At 50.4% G+C, this 17,914-nt stretch carries 19 protein-coding genes and 1 tRNA gene; 7 read left to right on the top strand and 13 right to left on the bottom strand.

Annotation, left to right across the window (positions count from 1 at the left end; translation table 11 throughout):
• Positions 1–179: 179 nt before the first annotated feature.
• The 9 genes from IPG31_02825 to IPG31_02785 all read right to left on the bottom strand — a co-directional run bounded on the left by IPG31_02825 (position 180) and on the right by IPG31_02785 (position 8,316).
• On the bottom strand, positions 180–323 hold the full coding sequence (locus tag IPG31_02825; protein ID MBK6617325.1) for a PEP-CTERM sorting domain-containing protein: 144 nt from the start codon (positions 321–323) through the stop codon (positions 180–182).
• 483 nt (positions 324–806) lie between these two features.
• A complete protein-coding gene (locus IPG31_02820) occupies positions 807–1,220 on the bottom strand; it encodes a type IV pilin protein (protein MBK6617324.1) in 414 nt (137 codons plus the stop codon).
• A 51-nt stretch (positions 1,221–1,271) separates the two neighbouring features.
• Positions 1,272–4,673, bottom strand: a complete 3,402-nt coding sequence (locus IPG31_02815) for a pilus assembly protein PilY (GenBank protein ID MBK6617323.1) — start codon at positions 4,671–4,673, stop codon at positions 1,272–1,274.
• A 20-nt stretch (positions 4,674–4,693) separates the two neighbouring features.
• Positions 4,694–5,206, bottom strand: coding sequence for a pilus assembly protein PilX (locus tag IPG31_02810; protein MBK6617322.1), 513 nt, complete (start codon positions 5,204–5,206; stop codon positions 4,694–4,696).
• Between the two features lie 17 nt (positions 5,207–5,223).
• Positions 5,224–6,258: a PilW family protein gene (locus IPG31_02805; protein MBK6617321.1), complete on the bottom strand. Its 1,035-nt coding sequence runs from the start codon at positions 6,256–6,258 to the stop codon at positions 5,224–5,226.
• A gap of 5 nt (positions 6,259–6,263) precedes the next feature.
• Positions 6,264–6,719 (bottom strand): type IV pilus modification protein PilV, encoded by a 456-nt coding sequence (pilV, locus tag IPG31_02800; GenBank protein ID MBK6617320.1) that lies wholly within the window; start codon positions 6,717–6,719, stop codon positions 6,264–6,266.
• Positions 6,713–7,246 carry a GspH/FimT family pseudopilin gene (locus tag IPG31_02795; protein ID MBK6617319.1) on the bottom strand — a complete coding sequence of 178 codons (534 nt, stop codon included), beginning with the start codon at positions 7,244–7,246 and terminating at the stop codon, positions 6,713–6,715. Before IPG31_02795 ends, pilV begins: the two co-directional genes overlap by 7 nt.
• A gap of 190 nt (positions 7,247–7,436) precedes the next feature.
• Positions 7,437–7,868 (bottom strand): YeeE/YedE family protein, encoded by a 432-nt coding sequence (locus tag IPG31_02790; protein MBK6617318.1) that lies wholly within the window; start codon positions 7,866–7,868, stop codon positions 7,437–7,439.
• 13 nt (positions 7,869–7,881) lie between these two features.
• On the bottom strand, positions 7,882–8,316 hold the full coding sequence (locus IPG31_02785; GenBank protein ID MBK6617317.1) for a YeeE/YedE family protein: 435 nt from the start codon (positions 8,314–8,316) through the stop codon (positions 7,882–7,884).
• Positions 8,317–8,563: 247 nt separating this feature from the next.
• Here IPG31_02785 and IPG31_02780 point away from each other — a divergent pair, with 247 nt between their 5' ends.
• Together IPG31_02780 and IPG31_02775 are read left to right on the top strand one after the other, a co-directional pair.
• Positions 8,564–8,737, top strand: coding sequence for a type II toxin-antitoxin system HicA family toxin (locus tag IPG31_02780; protein MBK6617316.1), 174 nt, complete (start codon positions 8,564–8,566; stop codon positions 8,735–8,737).
• Between the two features lie 8 nt (positions 8,738–8,745).
• The gene (locus tag IPG31_02775) at positions 8,746–8,958 is read left to right on the top strand and encodes a type II toxin-antitoxin system HicB family antitoxin (GenBank protein MBK6617315.1); all 213 of its coding nucleotides are present in this window, start codon (positions 8,746–8,748) and stop codon (positions 8,956–8,958) included.
• A gap of 73 nt (positions 8,959–9,031) precedes the next feature.
• On the opposite strand, the gene IPG31_02770 is transcribed toward IPG31_02775, so the two are convergent.
• On the bottom strand, positions 9,032–9,622 hold the full coding sequence (locus IPG31_02770; protein ID MBK6617314.1) for a DUF2780 domain-containing protein: 591 nt from the start codon (positions 9,620–9,622) through the stop codon (positions 9,032–9,034).
• A 255-nt stretch (positions 9,623–9,877) separates the two neighbouring features.
• On the opposite strand from IPG31_02770, the gene wecB reads away from it, so the two are divergent.
• The 5 genes from wecB to nudB all read left to right on the top strand — a co-directional run bounded on the left by wecB (position 9,878) and on the right by nudB (position 15,331).
• Entirely contained in the window at positions 9,878–10,990 is a 1,113-nt protein-coding gene (gene wecB, locus IPG31_02765) for a UDP-N-acetylglucosamine 2-epimerase (non-hydrolyzing) (GenBank protein MBK6617313.1), read from the top strand.
• A gap of 45 nt (positions 10,991–11,035) precedes the next feature.
• The gene (locus IPG31_02760; GenBank protein MBK6617312.1) at positions 11,036–12,511 is read left to right on the top strand and encodes a mannose-1-phosphate guanylyltransferase/mannose-6-phosphate isomerase; all 1,476 of its coding nucleotides are present in this window, start codon (positions 11,036–11,038) and stop codon (positions 12,509–12,511) included.
• Positions 12,512–12,660: 149 nt separating this feature from the next.
• Complete coding sequence (locus IPG31_02755; protein MBK6617311.1) at positions 12,661–12,981, top strand: zinc ribbon domain-containing protein; 321 nt, start codon at positions 12,661–12,663, stop codon at positions 12,979–12,981.
• A 60-nt stretch (positions 12,982–13,041) separates the two neighbouring features.
• Positions 13,042–14,823: an aspartate--tRNA ligase gene (gene aspS, locus IPG31_02750; protein ID MBK6617310.1), complete on the top strand. Its 1,782-nt coding sequence runs from the start codon at positions 13,042–13,044 to the stop codon at positions 14,821–14,823.
• Positions 14,824–14,863: 40 nt separating this feature from the next.
• On the top strand, positions 14,864–15,331 hold the full coding sequence (nudB, locus tag IPG31_02745) for a dihydroneopterin triphosphate diphosphatase (protein ID MBK6617309.1): 468 nt from the start codon (positions 14,864–14,866) through the stop codon (positions 15,329–15,331).
• A gap of 421 nt (positions 15,332–15,752) precedes the next feature.
• On the opposite strand, the gene IPG31_02740 is transcribed toward nudB, so the two are convergent.
• The 3 genes from IPG31_02740 to IPG31_02730 form a co-directional block, all read right to left on the bottom strand.
• Positions 15,753–15,829: transfer RNA gene (locus tag IPG31_02740), tRNA-Val, on the bottom strand.
• Between the two features lie 81 nt (positions 15,830–15,910).
• A complete protein-coding gene (locus IPG31_02735; GenBank protein MBK6617308.1) occupies positions 15,911–17,191 on the bottom strand; it encodes a cytochrome c in 1,281 nt (426 codons plus the stop codon).
• The gene (locus IPG31_02730) at positions 17,188–17,904 is read right to left on the bottom strand and encodes a cytochrome c4 (GenBank protein ID MBK6617307.1); all 717 of its coding nucleotides are present in this window, start codon (positions 17,902–17,904) and stop codon (positions 17,188–17,190) included. The genes IPG31_02735 and IPG31_02730 overlap by 4 nt, the downstream gene beginning before the upstream one ends.
• Positions 17,905–17,914: the final 10 nt, after the last annotated feature.

The following is a 17,914-nucleotide window of genomic DNA, read 5'->3' as shown; positions in this document are numbered from 1 at the left end:
CTATCCTCGATACCTATACAGATACCAAAGTATCCAGTTTCAGGAGCAGTATCCAAATACCACCCTGAAAACGATCACAGCGTAAGTTTTCAGACAAAAACACGCAAGAAGACCGCAAAACCAGAAATCGAGTACATTGGGGATAGGCCGGTGCGCGGAAGCGCACCGGTAGCAGATTATTATTTTCTACGTTTAGCCATGACCAGACCAGCAACACCAGCAGCCAACAACGCCATGATTCCTGGTTCTGGAATTTCATTAACTTCGGCAAAGGCAGGAGCAGCAGCTAAAGCAAGGATCAGAAAAGAAAGCAATTTACGCATATTTTTACCCTATTAGGATTATTTTTGTTGATAAAAAAACCGAATACAAATTTTGATATTGCAATCTGCCCAGGAAAGAAACTGGTCAAGCAGCTACTTTAACCATTTTCCATGCCAGCAACCCATCATTGGCGAATAATAAAACCACCGCTAATTTTAGAGTTTTCTGAACAGAATATGGACAAAAGCGGAATACCCTCATCCACGGGGAAGAAATGTACTAGAAGCGGAAATAACTGTCAAACACCCCGATACTCAACTCATCACCTTACTCATATCGGGTGTAATGATATTTTGTAATCCGGCAAATCTGACTATCAAATTACGTAAGGAATGGCGCGAGAAGCAGCAATTGCTGATATAAAATTTATGCTATCGGAGAGCTGTGATTTATTGCCAGTAAAAACTGGCAATAATCAAACCAAAGAAGGGAGAAAGAGAATTTTGAGAGACTTGGCAACTTTTGACCGGGAAAATTTTTTGTCAGCGTTGCCAACAATCCGCAACCGTACCCCCTGCGCTTTTCACTCCAGTGTGGGTCAATGTCAGAGTGCCGCACGCATCACCTGTCATCGTACCAGCTGGCACCGCGCCCAGGGTGTAAGTGGTTTGCGTGGGACCCGCTGAAAACTGAATCGTATATTTAGCCGCGCCCGTTCTGGGAGATTGCGCCACGGGCAATGTAAACGCATTACCTGCACTATTCTGGTCATAGCGGTTGGCTTCGGTAAAATTACGCTCTAGCGATTGCGCTATTTCCAGCAGGATGCCACGTGCTTCCGCCCGGTTACCGCGCTGCACGCTATCAACATAGGACGGATAAGCAACCGAAGCCAGAATGCCGGCAATCGCCACGACAATCATCAGTTCAACCAGCGTAAAACCACGAGTATTGATTAGTAATTGCTTCATTTTAAATCCTCTTTTTCGAATAAACAGGTCGATACTTTACTGAATCTGTTTCCACGAACGGCGTGGTGGTGGCGCATCATTTTTGATAGTAATATTTTCCACTGCACCAGTGGTCGTAGCTGCAATCAAATGAATCAGGCTGCCGGCACTGATCGCCACCGATTCACTGCGAATCCCGTCTGAATTGATGCCAGCGATGATACGATCCTGGCTATTGATTTTGCCATCGCCGTTGGTATCAAACTCCGCGCCCGTCATCATGCCACCTGTCTGCGCATCCAACAGCATCAGCCAGTTGCGTCCACCCGCCTCACAGGGATCATTCGAAGGAATCAGCGTGGTGAAGATAATCCGTCCGAAACTGAGCATCGGCGTAACTACCGAACGCTCTCCTTGTGCGACTCCTGGTGTGGGCGGCTGCAGCAGGTCGATATACCAGCCACGTTTGCTTGCCCAGTTGATCGAATTAGTGCTGACCGTGCGTTCAAACGGCGGCAATAGCGTTTCGCTCACAATGGTTTGTTGCTGCAGCACGCTGCGATCCGTGGCGGTAATGTGACTACTGCCGTTATCCCAGATACCATAGAAACTCTGTACCCTGGTATCGGTATTGTCGCCCGAGGCGATGAATTGGCCCGTACCGAAGAAAATCACATGACCCCCGTTTTTATGAAAACCGATTTCCAATGGAGAGGTGATCGGTTGCACCTGGTTACTGGCATTTCTGGCGGTAAACAGGGGCATGTTATTACTGCCGGTTTTATAGGCCACTCCCCATTGGGAGGTATTCGAGTGGGAGAGGTCAAACTTCCAGACATTACCCTGTAAATCACCGGCATAAACCGTATCGATCATTTTATCGTTGTCGGTATCGACCAGCGCAGGGCTGGATAACCCGTTACTGGTGCTGTTATTGGTCGCAATTTTCTTGATGAGTGCACCAGTCTGCAAATTGACGATAAACAGATACGCCTTGTCGCTGCCGCTGTTATAACCATTACTGATGATGGCCGCCCAATCACCACTTTTCAGACGCGCAATTTTGGCCTGTCCATGTACAAATCCGAGATCAGGATCGGTAAATTCCCACAAGATATCCGGGGCCGAGAAGTTGACTGGATCGGTAATATCGAGTGCAAAAATACTTTTTCCACCCCCGCCAAGCGCGCCCAGCAAAACTGTCTTCCACGAGGAATCAATATAAGCATCGCCCGCATAAGTATTCCCATCGACAAAATAACGATGCGCATAATCGGCTGCCGTCAGCTTGCTCAGATTGGGATAAACCGCAGCAGGAACATAGGCAAACAACTCCTGACCGGTATCTGCATTCAGCGCATGCAGCATACCGTCGTTGGCGCCGGTGTAGACAACCGGCAAGCGATTTTTGTTGGCGAGCACATAGGCTTGGTAACTCTCCTGGCCTGGTGTACCCACAGGCATGGAATTATAATTAAAATTCAATGCCTTGACGTACAACAAATCTGAATTAATGATATCGCCGAGCAATCCGCTGTTGCGGTTGCGGAAGGTGCCGCCCATTGCCATTTCGCTGCTTCTGTCCCCACGCAGCCAGTTGAGCCGCAACATCCCCTTGCCGTCATCGACACCGAGGATATTCCTGTTTAACGCCGTTTGCTGCGCCGTGGACAATGATGAAAAACTGGCAGCAGTAAGCGCCAGCCCGGTTGAGCCGTTATGCGTAAAAATCTTGCGACTGGCGTGCCCCGGCAACTGGCTGGAAGCTTCCCATTGCACTGCGCCGAGTGATCCGTCCGGTTGCAGATTAAATGCAAACAATTGTCCGCTCCAGTCGGCGCTGTTAAATTTGGCCTGATAAATCTGCGCGCCGGTGTTCAGCCGGCTGGTATTGGTCGTGACTGCCGCCGCCGAGCTGGTTCTTGAAGTAATGTTTACCAGTACATTGCTCAATCCGCTGGCAAAAGCAGCGGGCTCCTGCGCGCTGAAGAATTCTCCCCGGCTGTTGACCGCCGCATGCCATAAGTCATCAATTTTATGAAGGGAACTCACTGCGGGGTCTGGCCAGCCACTTGCGCTGGCAGGCAGTTCGCTTAACGAGCCGCTCACGCCCAATCCAACGGTAAAATTCACCATGTGTTGCCAGAAAGCAGGGTCTTTAGCATTGGTCGGCACTTTGTTGTTCAAATCGGGCCGCAGATCATTTTTCCAGTAATGCATTGCCACATCCGCCAGGGTGTTGCTGTGGTTATCCGCATAAGGTGGCGCCGGTGAATATTGGTAGCTGGCCGGAGAGGCATTCGGAAAATGGTTAACGTGCGTGCTGCCCGCAGTATTATCCGAATTATCTATGCCGGAAGGATCCGATCCGCTCCAGGTGCCATCGGTCATTAGAATATGGTAGTTTTGCCGACAAACCGGCTGGGTGCCGCCATTTTCTCCGGGAGTCGTGCTCCACGGCCCCTTCTCATCGGTACGTTTCAGATAGTCACCGATACTTTGCGTGGCCTTGCGCAATGGCGTACCCGCTGCTGGAATGGTATGTCCGTAGAGCTTTGCGAAAAAATCATCCCGGTTCGCACCCGCAAACTGCCTGACTCCGGTAATCAGGGTGGGGGTCGAGATGCCATCTATGGTGCTGCTGTTTTTGTTGATCGCGCCAAACCCCACCCGCATATTGTTGCCCTGCAGGGTAAAGGCGCGCCCCACTCCCGCACGTGAAAGCAATATCCGGGAACGGTAGTAACTATACCAGTTGGCGAAATTCTGGATTTCTTCCGCGTAAGTACAAATTGGCGCGGCAGTGCAATCGGTACGCTCCGCGCTGCCATCATAACTGCTGACGCTGGATTTGATTTCGATCCGGGTATAACTGCTGGTGGAGTTGACTGCGCCGCTGTTGTAGCGGAAATAGACGGCGGGATAAAATGTTCTGTCCTCAAAATCAGTTACTACTCCCTCCTTCTGTAACCAGCGTGCATTCTGGGTATTGTTCAGCGTCAGATCACGACAACCTTTGGCAGTGTTGAACGGATTATGGGGCGCGCAAGTCGGCGAAACATTCGCCATCAAGGTGCCATCCGCATTGCTCCACGGCAGATAACGCACCGCCGGGTTGTAATAAATTTTGTTGACATCGCTGGAGCGTAATGATGCGCTGCGCCAGTTATCGGCATCAAATCCCACTACCCGATTCTGATAGTCAGTGCTGCCGTAAATACCATCAGCACGGGGAAAAACATATCTTGTATCACTGATTATCAGCTCATCCGGCATGATTTCGAACTGCATCGAGCCGGAATCGTCCAGCGTGAAAATCACGTTGGGATCAACCGCCGTCGTTAGAAAAAGGGGCACATCCGACAAAGCCAGGGCTGCCTGCGCCCGTATCGGCGCCCAAACCAGCGCCAGCAGACATAACAAAACACTGATTCCTGGCAGGGAGTAAATCGTTCTCATCTTGCGCTCCTTGTTGTTCATTAACGGCGATACGTGCTTTGCAGGATCACGACTGCGCTTGCCGTCCCTCCCACGCCGCGTGCAATAATGCGAAACATCTCGTCATCGGGGGATGTTCCGGATTGCTGCGCGCTTCCTTTGTTGCCTTGCTGCGGAACATTCGCCAGTTGCTCAATAATGTAGCGTGGCTGGCTGGCAACGCCATCCATGCTGCTGCCCGCCGCAAGCCCAATGGATTCCCAGCTACTCCAGTTTTTGGGATCTGGCGCAGCCGTGGCGTCACTGGCATAGTGATAAAGCCCATCTGAACCTGCAAATACTGGAAGCGTGACCTGCTCCAGAAAAATTTCGCCTGAACGTAACGCCGCTTCCGCTGCCTGCAGGGCGAGCGTCTCGTCGCGCAGATTGCCGGCCATTTTCTCTTCCAGCACGGTGCCCTGCAGCGCAGTCGTCCCCAATAACGTCAGAATGACGAGAAAAATCAGCCCGGTGACGAGTACCACGCCACGCTGCTGTTTTGTTGATGTCGGCATTTTTTGGTCTCCAGTGATCAAGAAGTACGATTACGCAATGCAATAACCGTCGAATAGGTTTTTCGCAGGCGGCGATCAGCCGGTGTGGTCACGGTGCCATTAAAGGTATACGTCTGGGGCTGGCTGGTAATGTTGTCTTCCGTTGATTGCATCAGCAGATTGATGCGGACACTGACAACATTTTCCCAGTCAACCACCAGGTCAGCGGTTTGGTAGACATCAGCCGCCCGGTTACCATCCGTATCCACGCCATAATCAATCTGCATCTCTTCGACACCTTCCACCAACTCTTCGGCGGCGGTATTTCCCTGCCTCCAGTAAAGCGCAGCATTGCCGTTGGGATTGGTGCGCACGTAGTAGCTGCGCGTGGATATTCTGACGACCTCCCCGCCCTCAAAGGATTGCCCCAGATTTTTGGTTGCATTCCCTGGCACGCCAGTACCGGTGTCATGCACGATGTTATCCTGCACGGCGGACGTGCTGATATTCGTAATCTGGAAAACGGCCGCTGCCAGGCAATCCGTTACCAGCACGATGTCATTATCTTGCAGGCCACTGCCAGCCGTTACCTTGAGATTAGCCGAGCCCGGCCCGTCAACACCGCCTCCTGGATGCGAAATGACACGGGTATCCGACCCATCCACCCCGCGCAGTATCAGAATATCGCGCCCACTCAGCGGGCTGGTAATTTCTGTTGGCAGTGCGGGCATCCAGCTACTGTCAGTGGCTTCATATCCCTGGATCGGCTGACCGAAATTCCATAAATAATCGGTTGAATTGTTCAGAGTGTTAACCGGCACGGTACCCTCGCCCACGCACCCCATGTAGCCCGCCATTCGGATATCCCGGCTCAGCAACTGAAAAGCAAAGCGTGAGTTTTCCTGGATGCGCGCCAGCGCTTCGTTGACCCGGTAGGTTTGCTGGCTGGATACCAGAATGGTGATGACACCACCCAGCAAGACCATACCGATTGTCAGCGCCACCATAATTTCCACCAGCGTCAGGCCCTGCTGCTGGCGGGGATAAGCCATTTTTGCCGATAGGGTTATCATGATGCTTACAGTTGGGTAGTCATGACAAACTGTTGCGCGGGCAAGACGCCCCGGCTGTCATCCCACTGAATGGTGATAGTTACTTTGCCGCTGGCATCGGTGACGATCGCCCCGGTTCCATCGGGCAAGGCCATTGCCAGTTCATTCAGCCAGTTGTTTACGTCCTGACTGGTGTCCTGACTGGTCATGGTGCTTCCTCCAGCCGGCGTGACGCCCAGCCCAATATCGTAGGCACCCCCTTCAGCGACCACCTTGTTTGCCCGCATACTGTCCAGCAGGCCATAAGCAAGCATTGAAGCAGAGGAACGGGAGTTAGCACTCTGATTGTGCGTGAGTCCGGCTGATTGCAGCCCGGCCAGCCCCAGTAGACCAACTGACAAAATCATGATCGCAACCAGTACTTCAATCATGCTGACACCGGTTTGTTGATGGCAGTGACTGCTTTTTTTCGTGATTAACATGTAGACACCTTTTGTACGCTTGGACGGCCCGCATTATTCAGCGTGATCGTGCGGCCCTGGTTATGATTACAAAGACTGAAGGTTCCATTGGACAGACCGCCGCTTCCCTGGCTGCGTCCATTTGATTGATAAGAAAGCCAGTTACTATAGTTTCCCCCGCCTCCCAGCGTACTGCCAGCCAGCGCAGGGAAAACCCGTAATATTTCATCCGTTCCGTCGATGGATCCGGCCACGCCGCCATCGCTGAAGATCAGCCAGCCATTCTGCCATCCGCTGCCATTGGTGCAATTCGTCCCGCTACTGCTGGTGCAGATGGTGACGCGCGCTCCACGTTTTACTGCTTCGGAGCGGGCATAATAAAGTGACGTGACCAATTCATTTGCCTGCGCGGTCAAGCGGGATTGCGCCATTGTTGACTGATAGCTGGGCACCGCCACGGATGCCAGAATGGCGGCAATGCTGAGTGTGATCATCAGCTCCAGCAGGGTAAACCCTTTGTGAGTCGCTATTTTCTTCACTCTCTCCATTCCTGTGATTAACGGACTATTCAAGCTCGTCTGTACGAATGCGCTAACGGCTGATATGTCCACAAACTTTAGAGGTGCCCTTTAGTTTTTTGAAGGGAGTGAAAAACAGATGTGAGTGAGTGAGCCAGTCAATCCTGACTCACAGGAGATGATACGAAGCGGTAATACTGCACTACATGGGGGATTGACATCAACGACGCATGGCGCGCCGCTTTTCCAGTTGCTCAAAAATGGCCATGCCAGCCAGCATGGCCATCACAAAAATGATTCCTTCCGTATATCCTGACCCAGCAAGCACCAGCGCAGGCCCAGGGCAGATGCCAGCGACCCCCCAACCCACGCCAAACAGTACGCTGCCCAAGATCAAACGTACATCGATCGCGTTGTTGTCCGGCAGATAAAGGGGCGTTGCCAGCCATGTTTTTCCACGTTTTTTTGCCATCCTGAATGCGAAAAATCCGATACTGATCGCACCTGCCATCACAAAAATCAGCGAGGGATCCCATTGCCCGGCAATATCCAGAAACCCCAGTACCTTGGCCGGGTTGAACATACCGGATACGATCAGTCCGATACCAAAAATGATGCCCGAGATGAGTGCGGTTGCGAGCTGAATAATCATGATTTTTGCTTTCTCAAAATGTGACATGACGGATAACGTAGGTCGTTGCCATCGCAGTAGTAATAAAAATAATGGTGGCCACGATTGAACGCGGCGACAGACGCGAAAGTCCACACACGCCATGTCCGCTGGTACACCCCGAACCATAACGGGTACCTATTCCCACGATCAAACCTGCCAGCACAAGCAGACCATAGCTGGTACGGATTTCAACGGGTGGCAGCACCGCTATCCAACGATAAATCCATGGGGCCATTAATAACCCGGCAATAAAAGCAATGCGCCAACCCCTGTCTCCTTGCGACAATCTGAACAACCCGCCAACTATCCCGGAAATACCGGCAACACGGCCCGTTACGATCAGCAGCGCAGTGGTCGCCAGACCAATGATCACCCCGCCAAGCATGGCGCTAAGTGGTGTAAAAGCTGGCCAGTCAATTATCAGCATATTGGTCATAACAATTTAACAGAAAATGAAATATTAAATTATATATTATTGTGATTTGATATTTCAATGTATAAAGTTAGATCGCGCGAGGAACGAGTGGCGATTGAATTGTTCGTTGGACGAGCCCGGTAGTTCATCTGACCCTGGTTTTCCCCTTGTAGAAGGGTTGGGGCAAATTCAGGTGATCCTGGCATTGTTATGTTTTTCACATTTGTGCCACTGGCGGGCTATATCTTTTGGTGTAAGCATGTGTTTAATTTTGCGCCGGACATGTTGGCAGCAGGTACGGCAGAAAGGAAGTCATCAACAATTTCACCATCCCATCAAATCAGGTATGGTCACAGTTGCTGGAAAGCCCAGCGCGGATGTCCCGCCTGGAACGCTTATCAATGTTTTAAAACAAGCGGAGTTTAAGCAGTAGAGGTTTATATGCGTTATATGGTTATTATCGAAGAAGGCCCCACAGGTTTCGGTGCCTATGTACCTGACCTTCCGGGCTGCATAGCTGTGGGCGAATCATCACAAGAAGCCCTGCAACTTATTCAGGAAGCTATCGAGTTCCACATTGAAGGGCTTAAAGAAGAAGGTCAACATATCCCGATGCCCCATTCCTCAACCTCGTTTGTTGAGGTTAATACCTGAAACAAATCCGATTAGATCGCGCGAGGAGAGAGCCGCGATCCAATCGTTTGCCGGATGAATCCAGCCACTGAAATCAAGGCATATTCAGCGCGGACCGCAACAGGCCGGCTGCCGCTGAGCCTCCGGTAGATTCAAGGGAACGAGTGATGATCGGAATGAATTGTCCAATCATATCCGGCGACAGGTTTAACTGTTGAAAAGCAGACGCCAGCCCCGCCACACTTCCTAATTGACTGTTACTCCCCAGTATCGAGGAGACGCCTCCCGGAAGACCCGTAGCAGGCAACGCTGGAGCCGCTGCCAATAAATCATCCATACCGGGAATCGATTGCGCCACCGTTTCAAATGCTTGTGGTGTCATATTCTCACGGGCCGTTCGGAATATCGAACCCGCACCACCGGCTGCCTGATTTGGCGAGATGCCTAACTGGTTTGCCAAAAGCTGGACGATTCCACCTTGTCCACCAGTAATCGTATTCACGGCTCCCATTCCGCCACCAAGCGATTGACCGGCACCCTGAATTACCTGATTGGTCTGATTTGCGGATGCGATACTTTCGTTCAGCGGATTATGAATGATTCCACCACCTCCGTTAGACGCACAGCCTGCAATCATCAATGTACACAACATAACCGGTATGTTCATTTTTTGAAAATTTTTCATAGAATCTCCTTTGTTTGCAGAATATTGCTGTTGCATGATAAACCAGAACGACTCCACTGATTACAAGTAAAATGAGCACCCTCTCGACAAATCATTACCTGTAGACAAAGGTATCATCAGTCAGGCCTTGCCGATAGGTTGGACGCTATTTAATGAAAAGACTGCTAAAAACAATTAATTTCATTCCGACTCCGGCAACCGGAATTCGCTACCATCTGCTCTGACTTTGCCAAAATCAACTCAACCAGGACCTTCATGCCAAAACAAATCCACTTGATTGCCGGGGCACGCCCCAATTTCATGAAAATTGCGCCGATCGTGCGTGCTTTGCAGCATCAAGACAAACTATCCTACAAAATTGTGCATACCGGTCAGCACTATGACAAGGAAATGAATGATGTTTTTTTTGATGAGCTGGGTATTCCCACGCCCGACATTTTTATGGCGGCCGGTGGCGGCAGTCATTCGCAACAAACAGCCAAAATCATGCTGGCATTTGAGGAGTACTGCCTGGATAGCCGCCCGGATGCTGTGCTGGTCGTGGGTGACGTTAATTCAACTCTGGCATGTTCGATCGTTGCCCAGAAACTGCACATTCCAGTTGCGCATGTTGAAGCGGGATTACGAAGCGGCGATATGCGCATGCCGGAAGAAATTAACCGTTTAGTCACCGATAGCATCACCAACTGGTTTTTTGTAACGGAGCCCAGCGGGCTGGAAAATCTTTTGCGGGAAGGCAAGCCAGCCTCCGCGATTCATCATGTCGGACACGTCATGGTCGATAATCTGCTTTACCAGGCCGACAAGCTCGCCCGTGCCGATACCAGCCACTTTGAAACGCATGGCATCAAACATGCGTTATCAGGGCAGGCTTATGGTGTCATCACGCTGCATCGACCCAGTAACGTGGATGATGCGGAGATTTTTATCCGTCTTGGCAAGGCGCTCAAAGAAATTGCCGAAAGCCTGCCACTGGTTTTTCCGGTCCATCCGCGCACCCGCGCCAATCTACAGAAATTTGCGATTGATTTGGGTCCGAACATTACGCTCATTGGCCCACAGGCCTATATGTCTTTTCTCCATCTGTGGAAAGATGCGGCGGTCGTCCTCACCGACAGTGGCGGGCTTCAGGAGGAAACGACTGCGCTGGGCATTCCGTGCATCACCCTCCGCGAAAATACTGAACGCCCTGTCACGGTGGAGGAAGGCACCAACACTCTGGTGGGTACTGACCCCGCGCAAATCGTGGCGGAAGTCAATAAAATCCGGCAAGGTCAGGGCAAAACCGGACGCAGACCGCATCTATGGGATGGCAGAGCGGCCGAACGCATTGTCGATATTCTGACTGACGAGCTGAAAGATATTTAAATTTTAAGTAAACACCGCTTCCTTTATCAGTAAATAAGATTAGACATGAAACCATCACTCGTTCCCGTCATTCTCTCCGGTGGCTCCGGTACTCGTCTGTGGCCGTTATCACGCGAACAATATCCCAAACAGCTGCTGCCGCTGACTAATGAGGAATCATTGCTGCAGGCGACCTCGCGTCGTCTGGATGGGCTGGAAAATATTGCGGTGCAATCACCTATCATCATCAGCAACGAAGAATACCGATTTGTCATCGCAGAACAATTGCGCGTTATCCATAAAAAAAGCACCATCATCCTGGAACCATGCGGACGAAATACGGCCCCGGCTTTAACCATCGCAGCGCTGGCCGCCAGCAGCGACGAACGTGATCCGATTTTGCTGGTCATGCCTTCCGATCACACAATTACCGATATCACAGCCTTCCAATCCGCTGTCAGCAAGGGCATATCATTAGCTGACAGCAATATGCTGGTTACCTTTGGCGTTCACCCAGACACCCCTGAAACCGGTTTTGGCTATATTCAAACAGGTGCGGCACTCGCGGAATTGAATGCTTTACAACTGATTCGCTTCGTGGAGAAACCAGATCAGGCAACTGCGCAGACTTATCTGCAGGCAGGGAATTATTTATGGAATAGCGGCATGTTCATGATGCGTGCTTCTGTCTGGTTATCCGCTATCGGCCAATGTCATCCTGACATGCTTGAAGCCTGCCGTGCCGCCTGGGAGCATGCCACCATTGACGGGGATTTTCATCGGCTGGACGCATCCGATTTCGCCGCCTGCCCGAGTGATTCCATAGATTATGCGGTGATGGAGCGGTTTGCAGCCGATAATCCTGCTCTGCCTTCTGGTGCAATCGTTCCGCTGTCTGCCGGCTGGTCGGACATTGGCGCATGGGATGCATTGTGGCGCACGCTTCCCAAAAATGAATCCGGTAATGTCGTGCGTGGTGATGCGCTGTTGCATTCCTGCCGCAATACGCTGGCATTTTCCGAACACCGGCTGGTTGCCTGCGTGGGAATTGATGATATGGTGATCGTTGAGACATCGGATGCCATTCTGGTAGTGCATCAGAAAAATACTCAGGACGTCAAGAAAATTGTCGATCTGCTCAAACTCCGGTCACGCCCTGAGATTCGGTCGCATCGCAAAATCTATCGCCCCTGGGGCTGGTACGATGCCATTGACGCAGGCGAGCGTTTCCAGGTCAAACGTATTGTGGTCAATCCCGGAGCGGCATTGTCGCTGCAAATGCACCACCATCGGGCGGAACACTGGATCGTGGTGCGTGGTACCGCTCAGGTTACACGTGCTGATAAAACCTACCTGGTCAGTGAGAACGAATCCACCTACATTCCATTGGGTACATCACATCGCCTGGAAAACCCGGGCCGGGTACCGCTGGAAATCATCGAGGTGCAGTCTGGCACTTATCTTGGCGAAGATGATATTGTTCGTTTTGAAGACAGATATGGCAGAAAGCAGGATGCCGCATCGGTTGCCAAAGATTCGTGAACTCACTCACCCAACCCTGTTTTCCGGGTAGTTTTAATTTGTGGCAACCGCGTATAGCCACCATTACTATCATCGTGCGCACAAGCAGGTACGCTGATGGTTCAGTATAATGCCTGTTTGTTTCTGTGAATTTAATTACTGGAGTAAGAATGCCAATTTACGAATATGTTTGCCATGCTTGCGGATTCGCAAAAGAGCATTTCCAAAAAATGAGTGATGCGCCGGTGCCGTATTGCCCGGCGTGTAACAGTAGCGAGTACATCAAAAAAGTCTCTGCAGCAGGGTTCAGGCTAAAAGGAAGTGGCTGGTATGCCACTGATTTTAAAGATAAAAAAGTAAACAAACCGGATTCAGCCAGCCAGAATGAAAAAAAAGCTGAAACAGTTCAAACAGATGCGGGAACAAAGGTAAGCAGCGCTGAATCAACACCTGCGTCAACCGCCACTACCGCCACTCCTGCTGAAAGCTGACGCTTGACCCTGACATTGTCAAGAAATACACCATTTTTCTATTCCTAAAAATTACTTCTTATGCGTACTGATTATTGCGGCGCCATCAACAAAAGTTTTCTGGATAAAACCGTAACCTTATACGGATGGGTGCATCGTCGGCGTGATCATGGTGGAGTCATTTTTATCGACCTGCGTGATCGTGCTGGTATCGTGCAGATCGTATTTGATCCTGATAATAAAACTGCTTTCCATATTGCCGAAATTATTCGCAGCGAATTTGTTATTAAAGTAAACGGCCGCGTACGTCATCGTCCAGAAGGCACTATCAATACGGGAATTTTTTCTGGTGATATAGAAGTGCTGGCGGATCAGGTAGAGATTCTCAATGCCTCTCTCACGCCCCCTTTCCAGATCGATGATGAACATCTGAGTGAAGCGATACGGCTTGAATACCGCTATCTTGATCTGCGTCGTCCGGCAATGCAGCGTAATCTGCTGCTACGACACAAAGTCAGTATGGCGGCACGAGTTTTTCTGGACCAGCACGGTTTTATCGATATCGAAACACCGATGTTGACCAAATCCACTCCAGAGGGTGCACGCGATTATCTCGTTCCTTCACGCGTCAATGCCTGCCATTTCTTTGCGCTGCCACAATCCCCCCAGTTGTTCAAGCAACTGCTGATGGTGTCCGGGTTTGATCGCTACTATCAGATCACGCGATGTTTCCGTGACGAAGACTTACGCGCGGATCGCCAGCCGGAATTTACGCAGATCGATATTGAGACGTCCTTTCTGTCGGAAGATGAAATCACGGAGCTGATGGAACACATGATGCGGCAATTGTTTGCTGACGTCATGGCTGTGACGCTGGCAGACCCCTTCCCCAGAATCACTTACGCTGATGCCATGTTCTATTACGGCTCGGACAAGCCGGATTTACGTATCCCGCTGGTGTTGACCGAATTGACCGATCTGATGCAGACCGTTACCTTCAAGGTTTTTCTTGACGCCGCACAAACTCCCGGTGGCCGGGTAGCTGCATTATGTATTCCTAATGGCGCGGAATTATCCCGCAAGGAAATTGAAGATTACACTCGATTTGTCGCAATTTATGGTGCGGGAGGGCTGGCCTATATCAAGGTCAATGATTTAGAAAAAGGGCTGGAAGGACTGCAATCGCCCATTCTGAAATTTCTGCCTGAGCAGATCATTCAGGAAATTCTCAAACGTACCAGTGCAAAATCGGGAGATCTGATCTTCTTTGGCGCGGACAAAGCCAAAATTGTCAATGATGCGCTAGGCGCACTACGTATCAAAATCGGCCATGAACGCGGTTTTGCGGAAAATACCTGGAAACCATTATGGGTAGTGGATTTCCCGATGTTTGAGTGGAACGAGGAAGAAAACCGCTGGCAGGCATTGCACCACCCCTTCACTTCTCCCAAACCAGGCCATGAAGATCTTCTGACTTCCGATCCGGGCAAGGCGTTGTCGCGCGCCTATGATATGGTGCTAAATGGCGTAGAAATCGGAGGAGGCTCTGTGCGGATTCATCAACAAACCGTGCAAAGCAAAGTATTTCAAGCATTGAATATCTCAGATGAAGAAGCGCAGGAAAAGTTTGGTTTTCTGCTTGACGCTCTTCAGTACGGCGCGCCGCCGCATGGTGGCATTGCCTTTGGTCTGGATCGTATCGTGGCAATGATGACGGGTACGGACTCGATACGCGATGTTATCGCCTTCCCCAAAACGCAGCGCGCCCAGTGCATGCTGACTCACGCACCCAGCACTGTTGCAGAAAAACAGCTACAGGAATTACACATAAGACTGCGGAAAAGCGATCAAACTACCAGCTAGCTACTTTCGATGATGATCCAGTTGCCCATCTGTACGCGATATGCCTCCATCGTCGACTGAAGGGTCACATTTCAAGCACCCTGTATCCGTACTGGTGGTCATTCACACGCTTGATTTGCAAATACTGCTCCTGGAACGCGCAGACCACCCCGGCTACTGGCAATCCGTTACCGGCAGCCAGGAACCGGGTGAAACCTTATTAGAAACAGCCGCCCGGGAAATCAAGGAAGAAACAGGGCTGAACAGTAATGACTACCCGCTAACTGATTGGCAAACGAGCAATCGGTATGCAATTTATCCCGAGTGGCGATGGCGCTACGCCCCGGGCATCACCCACAACACCGAACATGTTTTTAGCCTGATTTTGCCGGGAATCTGTCCAATCGATATTTCCACACGGGAACATCTGGGTTATTGCTGGCTTCCCTGGCAAGAAGCAGAATCCAAGGTATTTTCACCGAGTAATGCACAAGCAATACGATTGACTGCTTGCCAGGAAACGTCGTGAAACAAGAATTAAAGTAGTCAATGGGACGTTATCGCATGCGAAACAACATGCTGAAATTCCGTAGCGTGCGGTTTGACCGTGCAAGACGGTCACCATGACTCTTTTAGCGTAACGACGTACCCTCAATATTTAAAAAACCTGATATATTTTTGGTTTGGGTAAGTCTGTTTTATCCTTACCTGCTGGCTTACCGGGCGCATAAAAAAGCCATATCATGATGGGGTTATCATAACAGCCCATTAACATCAACGCAGTGAATCCAGATAAAATTTCGGTAGAGGTGAAACGGTTGTTTACAGGCAGGCTTTGATCATCCTGGCGCTAAATGCAAATTGCCTTCTACAAGACAGAGGATCATGAGTAGTCAAGTTTCAACCAGGTTTTTGCCGGTTCAAGATTACCCTGTCAAACCGGAAAACTCTGGTAGGCGCGATTGGACTCGAACCAACGACCCCCACCATGTCAAGGTGGTGCTCTAACCAGCTGAGCTACGCGCCTATTACTACGACTACAACAGAGCCGAGATTCTAACTGAAATATAACACTGCTTCAAATTAATCTTGACTATTACCGGGCAACTCAATGTTCACTTCCCCTACCCTGGTCAATTTCATCGGGGCTGACCAGGCTGCCAAAATTTCCCCAAGCGTTACGAATATAGGAAATTACCTGTGAAATCTCGATGTCACGAATGATGTGCTGGTAGGGTGGCATGCCATACGGTCTTGGATTTCCAGCGGTAACGGGTGCGTATCCGCCATATAACACACTGCGTATCACATTTCGTGGAGAGCTCATCATGACAGCACGATTTCCCGCAAGTGGTGGATAAATACCTGGCGCACCTTGCCCAAATTTTCCATGACAATCCTGGCAATGTTTCTCATAAATACTCTCGCCCCGCGCCAGATATTGGCGGACAACCTCGGGCATCGGTGGAATTTTGTGTTTGGGCTGTGGATTCTTATCCTGCTCTCCAAGCGACTTAAGATAAACTGCCATAGCACGCTGATCCTCAGCTGTCAGGTATTGCAGGCTCTGCCGGACGATAGTCGCCATAGGGCCAGATGTGACTGCGTGCTGATTGATGCCAGTGGATAACAACTCGACGATGTCCTCTATTGACCAGTGGCCCACACCGGCTTGCTGTATTGAAATCAGAGAAGGCGCATACCAGCGTGAACCAATGATTTCACCACCAAGTGGTTGATTATCCTTGCTGGCACCCCAGACATTGCGTGCGGTATGACAGGCATTGCAGTGCCCCAGTCCTTCAACCAGATAAGCACCACGATTCCATTCCTGGCTTTTAGTGCTATCCGGCTGATAGACACCCTCCTTGAAATACCAGGCACGCCACAAAAATAACAAAAACTGCTTATCGTAAGGTGCGTGGATATTGTGCTCAGGATTTATCTGCCTGACTGGCGCCACTGATTGCAAATAGCTGAAAATGGCATCTGCATCCTGCCGCGAAATCCTGGTGTACTCGGTATAGGGAAAAGCAGGATATAAATAACGCCCATCCTTCGATTTACCATGATGCAGTGCCTGCCAGAAATCTTCCTCACTCCATCGCCCTAATCCAGTTTCGGCATCCGGTGTAATATTTGACGTTACAAACTCCCCAAAGGGGGTGTTCAGTATGCGCCCACCTGCGTAGGCCGCTCCGCCCCGGGCAGTATGACAACCCGCACAATTAGCCACTCGCGTCAAATAAGCACCTCGCTGCTGTTTTGTTTCCATCACATTTGCAGTCGCCCCAACCGTAGCAAAGAACAGAATACCGAACAGCCAGCCAGAGAATAACCACACAAGCTGCAATCGGTTAACGCATCGAACAGAGGTAAGTTCAATCATGGTGTAATTATTCTTCCCATTGAAAAAATCGATTTGCAACGTTCAGCTGCTCCCTCTACAAGCGCATCCTGTTCAGCCGGTTCTCCACTTACTGCCTGCGCCGGTAGCCACAAAGTCAATGCATTTACCTCCTCCTGCGATAATTTTTTAGCAATTTCTGACATGCAATCTGGAGTCTGACCACGCATGATACCGCCATTGCGCCAGCCGCCGAACTGCGCCGCCAGATAAGCAGAAGGCAATCCCAGCAATCCGGGAATAAAAGGCTTGATTCCCATCAAATCAGCTCCATGGCATGCACTGCATGCTGGAAGATCACGTGTAGCATCACCAGAATCAATGAGTACCTGTATTTCCTGTACGGTTGTCGGCAGCAAGGCATGTGACCGGGGTAACGGATAATCGTATGGCTGAGCAGCAAAATATTCTGCCATCTCCTGCAAGTATTCATCCGTCAGATTTTCCAGCAATATGGCCATGGGTTGATAGTAACGTTTACCATCACGAAAATTAACCAGTTGATTAAGAAGATAACCTGCTGGTTTACCGGTGATACGTGGGTAATAGGCGTCCAGGCCGGTTTTGTCCTGATCACCATGACACAGCATGCAGGATTTAACCCGTTCTGCCATCGTGTCAGCCACCTCTACAGGCGCATCGGCAGCCACTACCGATGTAAAAAACAGCATTCCAGAAACTATCAGTAATCGCATAGGGTTATGT

This window comes from Nitrosomonas sp. (genome assembly GCA_016703745.1).
In the GTDB taxonomy this organism is placed as follows: domain Bacteria; phylum Pseudomonadota; class Gammaproteobacteria; order Burkholderiales; family Nitrosomonadaceae; genus Nitrosomonas.
The sequence above is the reverse complement of the archived record's forward strand: the minus strand, read 5'-3'. Positions and strand labels throughout refer to the sequence as shown.

Excerpts from the sequence above, each read along its gene's own strand:
- IPG31_02825 (MBK6617325.1), bottom strand. The coding sequence starts at position 323 with ATGCGTAAATTGCTTTCTTTTCTGATCCTTGCTTTAGCTGCTGCTCCT.
- IPG31_02815 (MBK6617323.1), bottom strand. The coding sequence starts at position 4,673 with ATGAGAACGATTTACTCCCTGCCAGGAATCAGTGTTTTGTTATGTCTG.
- IPG31_02810 (MBK6617322.1), bottom strand. The coding sequence starts at position 5,206 with ATGCCGACATCAACAAAACAGCAGCGTGGCGTGGTACTCGTCACCGGG.
- IPG31_02805 (MBK6617321.1), bottom strand. The coding sequence starts at position 6,258 with ATGATAACCCTATCGGCAAAAATGGCTTATCCCCGCCAGCAGCAGGGC.
- pilV (MBK6617320.1), bottom strand. The coding sequence starts at position 6,719 with ATGTTAATCACGAAAAAAAGCAGTCACTGCCATCAACAAACCGGTGTC.
- IPG31_02795 (MBK6617319.1), bottom strand. The coding sequence starts at position 7,246 with ATGGAGAGAGTGAAGAAAATAGCGACTCACAAAGGGTTTACCCTGCTG.
- IPG31_02790 (MBK6617318.1), bottom strand. The coding sequence starts at position 7,868 with ATGATTATTCAGCTCGCAACCGCACTCATCTCGGGCATCATTTTTGGT.
- IPG31_02785 (MBK6617317.1), bottom strand. The coding sequence starts at position 8,316 with ATGCTGATAATTGACTGGCCAGCTTTTACACCACTTAGCGCCATGCTT.
- IPG31_02780 (MBK6617316.1), top strand. The coding sequence starts at position 8,564 with ATGTGTTTAATTTTGCGCCGGACATGTTGGCAGCAGGTACGGCAGAAA.
- IPG31_02775 (MBK6617315.1), top strand. The coding sequence starts at position 8,746 with ATGCGTTATATGGTTATTATCGAAGAAGGCCCCACAGGTTTCGGTGCC.
- IPG31_02770 (MBK6617314.1), bottom strand. The coding sequence starts at position 9,622 with ATGAAAAATTTTCAAAAAATGAACATACCGGTTATGTTGTGTACATTG.
- wecB (MBK6617313.1), top strand. The coding sequence starts at position 9,878 with ATGCCAAAACAAATCCACTTGATTGCCGGGGCACGCCCCAATTTCATG.
- IPG31_02760 (MBK6617312.1), top strand. The coding sequence starts at position 11,036 with ATGAAACCATCACTCGTTCCCGTCATTCTCTCCGGTGGCTCCGGTACT.
- IPG31_02755 (MBK6617311.1), top strand. The coding sequence starts at position 12,661 with ATGCCAATTTACGAATATGTTTGCCATGCTTGCGGATTCGCAAAAGAG.
- aspS (MBK6617310.1), top strand. The coding sequence starts at position 13,042 with ATGCGTACTGATTATTGCGGCGCCATCAACAAAAGTTTTCTGGATAAA.
- nudB (MBK6617309.1), top strand. The coding sequence starts at position 14,864 with ATGCCTCCATCGTCGACTGAAGGGTCACATTTCAAGCACCCTGTATCC.
- IPG31_02735 (MBK6617308.1), bottom strand. The coding sequence starts at position 17,191 with ATGATTGAACTTACCTCTGTTCGATGCGTTAACCGATTGCAGCTTGTG.
- IPG31_02730 (MBK6617307.1), bottom strand. The coding sequence starts at position 17,904 with ATGCGATTACTGATAGTTTCTGGAATGCTGTTTTTTACATCGGTAGTG.